The organism is Amycolatopsis sp. NPDC005003 (assembly GCF_053600695.1).
Window position 1 is genome coordinate 47,233 of sequence record NZ_JBSGAI010000054.1, and the last position, 8,606, is coordinate 55,838.

General features: G+C 70.3%; 6 protein-coding genes. All 6 read right to left on the reverse strand.

What is annotated here, in order from left to right; all coding sequences use genetic code 11:
- Positions 1 to 63: 63 nt before the first annotated feature.
- Entirely contained in the window at positions 64 to 1,152 is a 1,089-nt protein-coding gene (locus tag ACWED2_RS41225; RefSeq protein WP_449695948.1) for a HoxN/HupN/NixA family nickel/cobalt transporter, read from the reverse strand.
- A 54-nt stretch (positions 1,153 to 1,206) separates the two neighbouring features.
- Positions 1,207 to 2,136 (reverse strand): N-acetylmuramic acid 6-phosphate etherase, encoded by a 930-nt coding sequence (locus tag ACWED2_RS41230; protein ID WP_449695949.1) that lies wholly within the window; start codon positions 2,134 to 2,136, stop codon positions 1,207 to 1,209.
- 24 nt (positions 2,137 to 2,160) lie between these two features.
- Positions 2,161 to 3,135: a MurR/RpiR family transcriptional regulator gene (locus ACWED2_RS41235; protein WP_449695950.1), complete on the reverse strand. Its 975-nt coding sequence runs from the start codon at positions 3,133 to 3,135 to the stop codon at positions 2,161 to 2,163.
- A 238-nt stretch (positions 3,136 to 3,373) separates the two neighbouring features.
- Complete coding sequence (locus ACWED2_RS41240) at positions 3,374 to 5,095, reverse strand: serine hydrolase (RefSeq protein WP_449695955.1); 1,722 nt, start codon at positions 5,093 to 5,095, stop codon at positions 3,374 to 3,376.
- Positions 5,096 to 5,142: 47 nt separating this feature from the next.
- A complete protein-coding gene (locus tag ACWED2_RS41245; protein ID WP_449695951.1) occupies positions 5,143 to 6,399 on the reverse strand; it encodes an exo-beta-N-acetylmuramidase NamZ family protein in 1,257 nt (418 codons plus the stop codon).
- The gene (locus tag ACWED2_RS41250; RefSeq protein ID WP_449695956.1) at positions 6,396 to 8,084 is read right to left on the reverse strand and encodes a glycoside hydrolase family 3 protein; all 1,689 of its coding nucleotides are present in this window, start codon (positions 8,082 to 8,084) and stop codon (positions 6,396 to 6,398) included. The genes ACWED2_RS41245 and ACWED2_RS41250 overlap by 4 nt, the downstream gene beginning before the upstream one ends.
- Positions 8,085 to 8,606 lie beyond the last annotated feature (522 nt).

Here is an 8,606-nt window from a genome sequence, read left to right on the forward strand (position 1 = left end):
CGGGGCCGTCGTGGGTCGGCCCGGCCGGCGCGCTGGCCGCCGTCGCCGCGCTGGGCGACGCGCTCAGGAAAGCTTCGCCGACCACTTCTCTTCGATCCGCCCGAACCGCCACACCGCCAGTGCGATGACCCAGGTCAGCACGAACAGCCCGACGATCCCGAACCCCACGTAGTCCAGGTTCACCGACGCGATCGCGGCCAGCGGCCCGCTCGTGATGTCCAGCTTCTCGGCGAGGATCGACACCAGCTCGATGGTCCCGATGAGCAGCGCCACCGCGACCGACAGCGCGGTCACCGTGATGTTGTAGAAGATCTTGCGCACCGGCTTCGCGAACGCCCAGCCGTAGGCGAAGTTCATGAAGCAGCCGTCCACGGTGTCGAACAGGCTCATCCCGGCCGCGAAGAGGATCGGCAGCACGAGGATCGCGTACCACGGCAGCGCGAAGGTCGCCGCGCCCGCGGCCAGCACCAGCAGCCCGATTTCGGTCGCGGTGTCGAAGCCGAGGCCGAACAGCAGCCCGACCGGGTAGATGTGCCACGGCTTGCGCACGGCCTTCGTCGCGCCGCGCAGCAGCCGGTTCATGACGCCGCGGTTGTCCAGCTGGCGTTCGAGCGCGGCTTCGTCGAAGTCGCCGCGGCGCATCTTCTTGAAGACGCGCAGGATCCCGACGAGCACCACGAGGTTGAGGATCGCGATCACGTACAGGAACACCCCGGACACCGAAGTCCCGATCACGCCGGTGGCCTGGTGCAACGCCGACGAGTCATCCTCGACCTGCCCGGCCAGCGCGCGGACGCCCAGCGACAGCAGCAGGCACAGCACGAACACGATCGTCGAGTGCCCGAGGGAGAACCAGAAGCCGACCGAAAGCGGCCGCTGGCCGTCGCCCATCAGCTTGCGGGTCGTGTTGTCGATCGCCGCGATGTGGTCGGCGTCGAACGCGTGCCGCATGCCGAGCGTGAACGCCGTGACACCCAGCCCGATCCCGAACACGCCGGACGTGCCCAGCGCGTAGTGGTGCGGCACGACGAACGCCGTGAGCACGCCCCAGCCCACGACGTTCAGCAGCAGGACGAATCCGCCCATCCCGCCGATCGACACCCACTCGCGGCGCGTCAGCCCACGCCGCGAGCCCTCGTCCGTGCCCGCCATCGCCCACCCGCCTTCCTCTCATCTGAGAGGTTAGACAGATGAACAGATAAAGATCTAGCTCGCTCGCACCCTGAGAGTGTCCAGAGCCTTGCGCACGTGCCCGCCGGACGTGTGCAGAGCCTTCGCGGCGCTCTTGACGTCCTCGCCGGACAGCAAGTGCACCAGCGCCACCTTGAGGTCGCCCCCGGCCTCGGTGAGCGCGTCCGAACAGTCCGCCATCGTCATACCGGTGGCTTCCTGCAGGATCCGGATGGTCCGCCCGCGCAGCTTCGCGTTCGTCGCCCGCATGCTGACCATCAGGTTGGAGTAGGTCCGGCCCAGCTTGATCATCGTCGCGGTGGAGAACGACGTGAGGATCATCTTCTGCGCCGTGCCCGCCTTCATCCGGGTCGAGCCGGCGATCGCCTCCGGACCGGTGTCGACGGCGATGAGCACGTCCACCCCGGCCGGCTTCGCGGCCTTGGCGTTGCCCGAGACCAGGCCGGTCCGGGCGCCCTGGCGCGACGCCGCCAGCAGCGCGCCCAGCACGTACGGCGTCCTGCCCGACGCCGTCAGCCCGAGCACGAAGTCGCCCGGCTGCACCATCGCGGCCATCTCGGCCGCCCCGGCCGCCGAGTCGTCCTCCGCGTTTTCGACGGCCTGGCGCAGCGCGCGCTCGCCGCCGGCGTGGTGCGCGATGAACCAGTCGCCCGGCACGTTGAACGTCGGCACCAGCTCGGCCGCGTCCAGCGTGGCCAGCCGCCCGGACGTGCCCGCGCCGACGTAGTGCACCCGGCCCCCGGCCCGCAGGGCGTCCACCGCGTAGTCCACCGCGTGCGCCACCTGGGGCAGCACCGCGGCGACGGCACCGGGAACCGTGCGGTCCTCGGCGTTGATCGCGCCCAGGATCCCCGCGGTGGACATCAGGTCGATGTCCCGCGTGCGGGGATTGCGGGTTTCGGTCGGCGAATCGACGTGCACCGTCTGCACGGGGACAGTCATCATGCGCCTCACATTTTCTCCGGTCATCTACTTGCCGGTTTCCCGCGGACGGCGACGACCGTCCGGCCTGACCCCCAAGCGGTGTGATCCGACTGCGTCCCTGGTCGCGTCCAGTGCGCTGACCGACGCGTCCATGTGCCGCTGCGCGACGCCGATGAACAGGCAGTCGATGACGGTGAGCTGGGCGATCCGGCTCGCCGTGGCGCCCGAACGGAACGTGGTTTCCCGGGCCGCGGTCGTCAAAACGTGGTCGGCGACCTCGGTGATCGGGGACCGCGGGAAGTTCGTCACGGCGATGGTGGTCGCGCCGTGCTCCCGCGCCACGCGCAGCGCCTCGACGGTGTCGGTGGTCGCGCCGGTGTGCGAGACGCCGATCGCGACGTCACCGGGGCTCAGCACCGCGGCCGAGGTGAGCATGATGTGCGTGTCCGACCACGCGAAGCACACGCGGCCGATGCGGTGCAGCTTCTGCTGCAGGTCGGCGGCGACGAACGCGCTGGCGCCCACGCCGTAGACGTCCACCCGGCCGGCGCTCGCGACGACCTCGATCACCCGCTCGAGGGTGGCGACCTCGAGCTGGTCGGCCGTCTCCTCGACGGCCCGCGCGTCGGCGAAGCTGACCTTGCCGATCACCGCGGCCAGGTCGTCCTCCGGGCCGATCTCGCCGCCGAGGTTGCGCGTGGTGCGCGCCTCGGTGCGCGCGGTGTCCGCGGCCAGCGCGATGCGCAGCTGCGGGTACCCGCCGACGCCGACGGCCTTGCAGAACCGCGTCACCGTGGTCTCGCTCGTGTTGGCGGCCAAGGCCACCTCGGTGATGCTGCGCCGCGCCACCGACGCGGGGTCTTCCAGCACCACCTTGGCCACGCGCTGTTCGGCGCGCGCCAGGCCGGGGAGCAGGGACCGGATCCGCACCAGCGGGCTGGAGTCGGCGTCCCGCACGGCCGTCTGGACCGATACGGGCTCGGACGGTGCCGTGCCGACTACGGATTCGGTATCACTCACCGTCGGAAAGTTACTAACCGTTGGCATCTGCGACAAGGCTACCCACACCCTTCGGTCGGATCGCAACCCGTCCGTGTCTGCGGATCTGGATTTGCGATTAATCACTGACCAGAAAGTCGCCAACCAGGTCGACCTTGTTAACGAGGTCAAGCTAACGACTTGGCAACTTAGTGTCGCGGTGCAAGCGGCAAGAAGACGGTAAACTCAGGCTTGTGGTGGACACTCGGCGACCGGCCGGTCACCGAGAGGTCAACTGCCAACCCTCTGCGACGAAGGTCGAGGGGTCTCGTTCACCGTCGAGGAGTGATCGGCCGCTCTCGGTGACTTTCACACCGTCCACCGAAACTCCTCGTCCCGTGTAACTCGGGTCGGTGCTGTAACGCCAGCGGAGGTGCACCGACGCGCCCTGCGGCACGGTGCCCACCGCCCGCCACCAGGTGCGGTGCCCGTGCCCGGAGAGCGACGTCACGGTTCCGGAGGGTGCCCCCGGTCCGGAAACCGATAGGGCGATCGGTTGCCAGTTAACGCCGTCGGTGCTGACCTGCAGCTGAAGTGGATCACTGCTGCCTTCGGTGTCCACGAAAGCAGCGAAGGACACCCGCGCTTGATCACTATGCGTGGTGAACGCCCGGGTGCTGAGCGTTGCGACCCCGGCATCACCCAGCGTGCTCGTCCAGGCGTCCTTCCCGGCCACCGGCCGCACAGCCATGGCCCTGGCCAGCGACGTCGCCCAGACCTGGCGGGCGGTGTTGATCGAGCCCCAGCTCCGGCTCGGGTGCACCCGGTTGGTGAGCAGAATCGCGAACGACCGGGACTCGAGGTCGATGACCAGCGTCGTTCCGGTGTAACCGGTGTGCCCGGCGGTGACCGGCGACGCCAGGGCGCCCATGTACCAGGGCTGGTCGAGCTCGAAGCCCAGGCCGTGCGCGTCGTCCGGGAACTGCTGGTTGTAGTTCGTCAGCAGCCGGCGCACGGTCTCCTCGCGGAGGATCCGGTGCCCGCGGTAGCTGCCGCCGTCGAGCATCGTCTGGGCGAGGGTGGCCAGGTCGCCCGCGGTGCTGAACACGCCCGCGTGCCCGGCGACGCCGCCGAGTGACCACGCGTTCTCGTCGTGCACGCTGCCGCGCACCATCCCGCGCGGTGGGTTCGCCTGGAACTCCGTCGCGGCGATCCGGGCCAGCTTCGCCGCGGGCGGGTTGTACCCGGTGTCGGCCATGCCGAGCGGCGCGGTGATCCGGTCGTGCACCACCTTGTCGAGGGACTGGCCGGTCAGCTTCTCGACGATGAAGCCCAGCGTCAGCAGGTTGATGTCGGAGTAGAGGTACGTCGTCCCCGGCTTGTTCTTCAGCGGGCTGTCGAGCACGGCCTGCCGGCGCGACGGGATGTCCGGGTAGCCCGCCCAGAGCGACGGGATCGGGTCGGCGTCGAACCCGGAGACGTGCGTGAGCAGCATCTTGACCGTGATGGCGGCCTTGTCGCCGGTGGCGAACTCCGGGAAGAAGCGGCTGACGGGCGTGTCGATGGTGAACTGCCCGCGTTCGACCAGCTGCATGACGGCGATCGAGGTGAACAGCTTCGAGATCGAGGCCAGGTCGAAGATCGTGTCGTTCTTCATCGGGACCTGCTGCTCCGCGGGCAGTTCGGTGCCCTTGGCGTCGGCGTACCGCAGCGCGCCGCCGACCGCGTACCGGTCGACGACCACGCCGTCGTGCGCGAGCAGGCCGACCGCCCCGGAGAAGTGCGGGTGCCCGGAGGCGTCCGGCTTCGTCCAGCTCGCCAGGAAGTCCTCGGCGGCCTTGATCGGCGCCGGGTCGAGGCCGACGTCCTGGGGCCGTCCGTCGCGCAGCGTCGTCCACGGCGGGGCGAACCCGTGCTGCGGCCGGTCGAAGCGGCCGGTCGCCGGATCGTGGCTGGTGATGGCGCTGGCTCCAGAGGTCAATGTGGTCAGGGCGACCAGCACTGCGGTGGCCGCGACGAGCACCTTCCTAGCACGCACGAGTCTCCCCCTCAGCGATAGAGCAGGTAGTGGCGGCGTCTCCGGTTGAAGCCGGCCAGCTCGGCCCGCCAGGCGCCGGTGACCTCGTCGACGCCTGCGCCGGCGTCGACCATGGTCCGGAGCCGGTCGGACCCGGACAGCTTGTCGATGTAGTTGTCGGGCCGCCAGGCGAACACGTCCGGGTGCAGGGCCTTCGCCGTGACGAGCATGGCGACGGCGGTCCGGATCGCGTCGAAGGCCTGCGGGTCGCTGACGGACAGCTGCACGCCCCCGCAGGTCTGGTTGACGAACTTGCCGAACGTCGGGACGAAGTACGTCTCGCGGAACTTCGCCCCGGGCAGCTGCTCGTCTTCGAGCTTTTCGCGCCAGCGCCAGTCGAGCCCGGGCGCGCCGATGATCTCGAACGGCCGGGTCGTGCCGCGGCCCTCGGAGAACACCGTGCCTTCGAACATCCCGGTGCCCGGGTAGACGAGCGCGGTGTCCGGCGTCGGCATGTTCGGGCTCGGCAGCACCCAGTTCAGCCCGGTCCGCGCGAAGAGCGTGTCACGCTGCCAGCCGCGGACCTCGACGACGTCGAGGTGCACTTCGTCCGGCAAGAACTCTCCGGCGAAGAAGCGGGCGAGCTCGCCGACGGTCATGCCGTGCTGCTGGGCGATCGGCTGCCGCCCGATCCCGGAGGCGAACTTCGGGTCGAGCACCGGGCCGGCCGCCCGGCCGCCGAGCGGGTTCGGCCGGTCGAGCACGACGAAGGCGGCTTTGACCTGCGCCGCGGCCGCCATCGCGGTGTAGAGCGACCAGATGTAGGTGTAGAAGCGGGCGCCGACGTCGGCGATGTCGAACACGACTGTGTCGACGCCTGCCTTGGTGAACAGCGAAGCGAGCTTCGTCGCGTCGACGCCGTACGCGTCGTAGACCGGGATGCCGGTGCGAGGGTCGGTGTAGTCGCCCTCGGAGCCGCCGGCCTGCGCGCTGCCGCGGAAGCCGTGCTCGGGGCCGAAGGCCGCCACCGGTTTCACACCGGCGGCGACCATCGAGTCGACGATGTGGTCGCCGTTCAGCAGGACGCCGGTCGGGTTCGAGAGCACGCCCAGCTTGCGGCCCTGGAGCGGGCGCCAGCCCTGCGCGGCCAGCTGCTCCGCGCCGGTGAGGACGCGGCTGTGTTCTCGCCCGGCCGGTTCGGGCTGGGCTCCGGCGACAGCCGAGCCGCCCGCCAGCATCGGGACGGCGAGCGCGCCCGCGCCGAGGAAGTGGCGCCGGTTGAGGTTCACCAGGTCAGCCCGTGGCCGAAGGGGTACTTCACGGTCTGCACGTCGGCGCCGGCCGGGATGTCGACCGGCAGCTTCCCGACCGGTTTCGTCTCGCCGAGGATCACCTTGGCCAGCGCCTCCAGGGTCGGCCCGATGTAGCCGTAGGTGGCCAGCCACGTCTTCACCGCGCTCGGATAGCCGGCGTCGTACGGGATCTGCGCGGCGACCGCGACGACCGGCTTCCCGGTGGCCTGCAGCGCGTCCAGGAGCTTGGTCTGCAGGGGGTAGGTGGCGATGTTGTTCGTCAGCACGACGACCAGGTCGGCGGTCTGGGCCTTGGCGACGGCCTGCGCGATCTGGGCGTCCGTCGGGGTCTGGCCGGTTTGGTAGGCCGTCGCGGCCGTGCCGTGGGCGGTCAGCTTCTGGGCGAGGGTCGCTGTCGTGGAGACACCCCAGCCGGTGACGAGCGTGGTCGCGGGCTTCTGCTTCAGGGGCAGGAGGCCGGCGTCGTTCGCGATGGCCGTGATGCCGCGATCGGCGATGTCCTGCGCGGTCTTGAGGCTCGCCGGGACGCCGACGGTCTTCATGACCTTGCCGGTGTCGACGAACGGCGAGAACAGGATGCCGCGCTTGAACTTGAGCTTGAGCACGCGCAGCACGCTCTGGTCGATCCGCCGCATCGGGAGGTCACCGGACCTGACGGCGGCGAGGACCGAGTTGATCGCGAGTTCCAGGTGCACCGGCATCAGCAGCTGGTCGACGCCCGCCTTCAGCGCGAGCACCGGGATCTCGGCGTCGCTGTGCAGCTTGCGGACGCCCTCCATCTCGAGGGCGTCGGTGATCACGACGCCGTCGTAGCCCAGCTCGTTGCGCAGGCGATCGGTGATGATCGGCTTCGACAGCGTCGCGGGTTCGAGCGACGGGTCGAGGCTCGGGAACTGGATGTGCGCGCTCATGATCGAGTCGACGCCGGCGGCGATCGCGGCCTTGAACGGCGGCACGTCGGTGGCCCGCCACTGCGCCTCGGTGCTGTCGATCCGCGGCAGCCCGGTGTGGCTGTCGGTCGGCGCGGCGCCGTGCCCGGGGAAGTGCTTGGCCGTCGCCGCGACGGACTGCTCGAAGCCCTTCACTTCGGCGGTGACGAAGTCGCTGGCCAGGCCGGGCCGCCCGGAGAAGGACCGGACGCCGATGACCGGGTTGACGGGATTGGAGTTGACGTCCGAATCGGGCGCGAAGTCCTGGTTGATCCCGACGGCGCGCAGTTCCCGGCCGAGGATCGTCGCGGCCTGCGTCGCGCGGTTCGTGTCCCGGCCGGCGGAGATGGCCATGGCGTTCGGGAACTCGGTGGCCGGCGCGCCCATCCGCGTGACGGTGCCGCCTTCCTGGTCCGCGGCGATCTGCAGCGGGATGTGCGCCCCGCTCGTGACGGCGGCCTTCTGGAGGCCGTTGGACAGCTTCGCGACCTGCACGGGGTCGTCGAAGTTGTCGCGCGAGTCGTTGTTGAAGTAGATGACCCCGCCGAGGTGGTACTTCCGGATGACCTGGGCCGGGGTGTCGACGCCGAAGTCGGTCTGGTTCTTCGGGTTGACCTCGTCGGCGGTCTTGCCGTTCACCCAGGTGACGAACAGCTGGCCGACCTTCTGCTCGAGCGTCAGCCCGCGCAGCGCCTGTGTCGCGGCGGCCTCGGCCTGCGCGTCCACGCTCATCCGCGGCGCGCTCGCCGCGGTCGCGACACCCACACCGGTGAAGGCGAGCACCCCCGCGACGGGCAGGGCGAGCGCATGGAACCTCCGATTTCGGGTCGTCACGACCAGCCTCCCAGAAGGTAGCGGGCGCCGTCGGACGTCAGAAATCCACTCGGAGGCGCCAGTATCGGGAAGCTACTCACCGAACCCGGCGCTGTCCATCGACCGTCCGCGCGAACGCGCCGGTCGTACCCGGATCGGTGGGAAACCCGCCATCCGCAACCCGCCCCCGCCGCCGAACGCCCCCCAAGCCCCGCCCCCAATCACGCGACTCCCGCCTCCAATCACGCGAGTTCCGTCCCCGATCACGCGTGATGCCCCTCCAGTCGCGTGAGATGCCCCGCTGATCACGCGAGATGCCCGCTCCCCGCGCCACGCCCGGCCGACACGACCCCCCAAATAGACGAGGCGGGGCCCCGGGGCCGCCCCCCCCGCGCCCCCCGCGCGGCCCCCCCCACCCACCCACCAGGGGGGGCAGGGCGG

Excerpts from the sequence above, each read along its gene's own strand:
- ACWED2_RS41225 (WP_449695948.1), bottom strand. The coding sequence starts at position 1,152 with ATGGCGGGCACGGACGAGGGCTCGCGGCGTGGGCTGACGCGCCGCGAG.
- ACWED2_RS41230 (WP_449695949.1), bottom strand. The coding sequence starts at position 2,136 with ATGATGACTGTCCCCGTGCAGACGGTGCACGTCGATTCGCCGACCGAA.
- ACWED2_RS41250 (WP_449695956.1), bottom strand. The coding sequence starts at position 8,084 with ATGAGCGTGGACGCGCAGGCCGAGGCCGCCGCGACACAGGCGCTGCGC.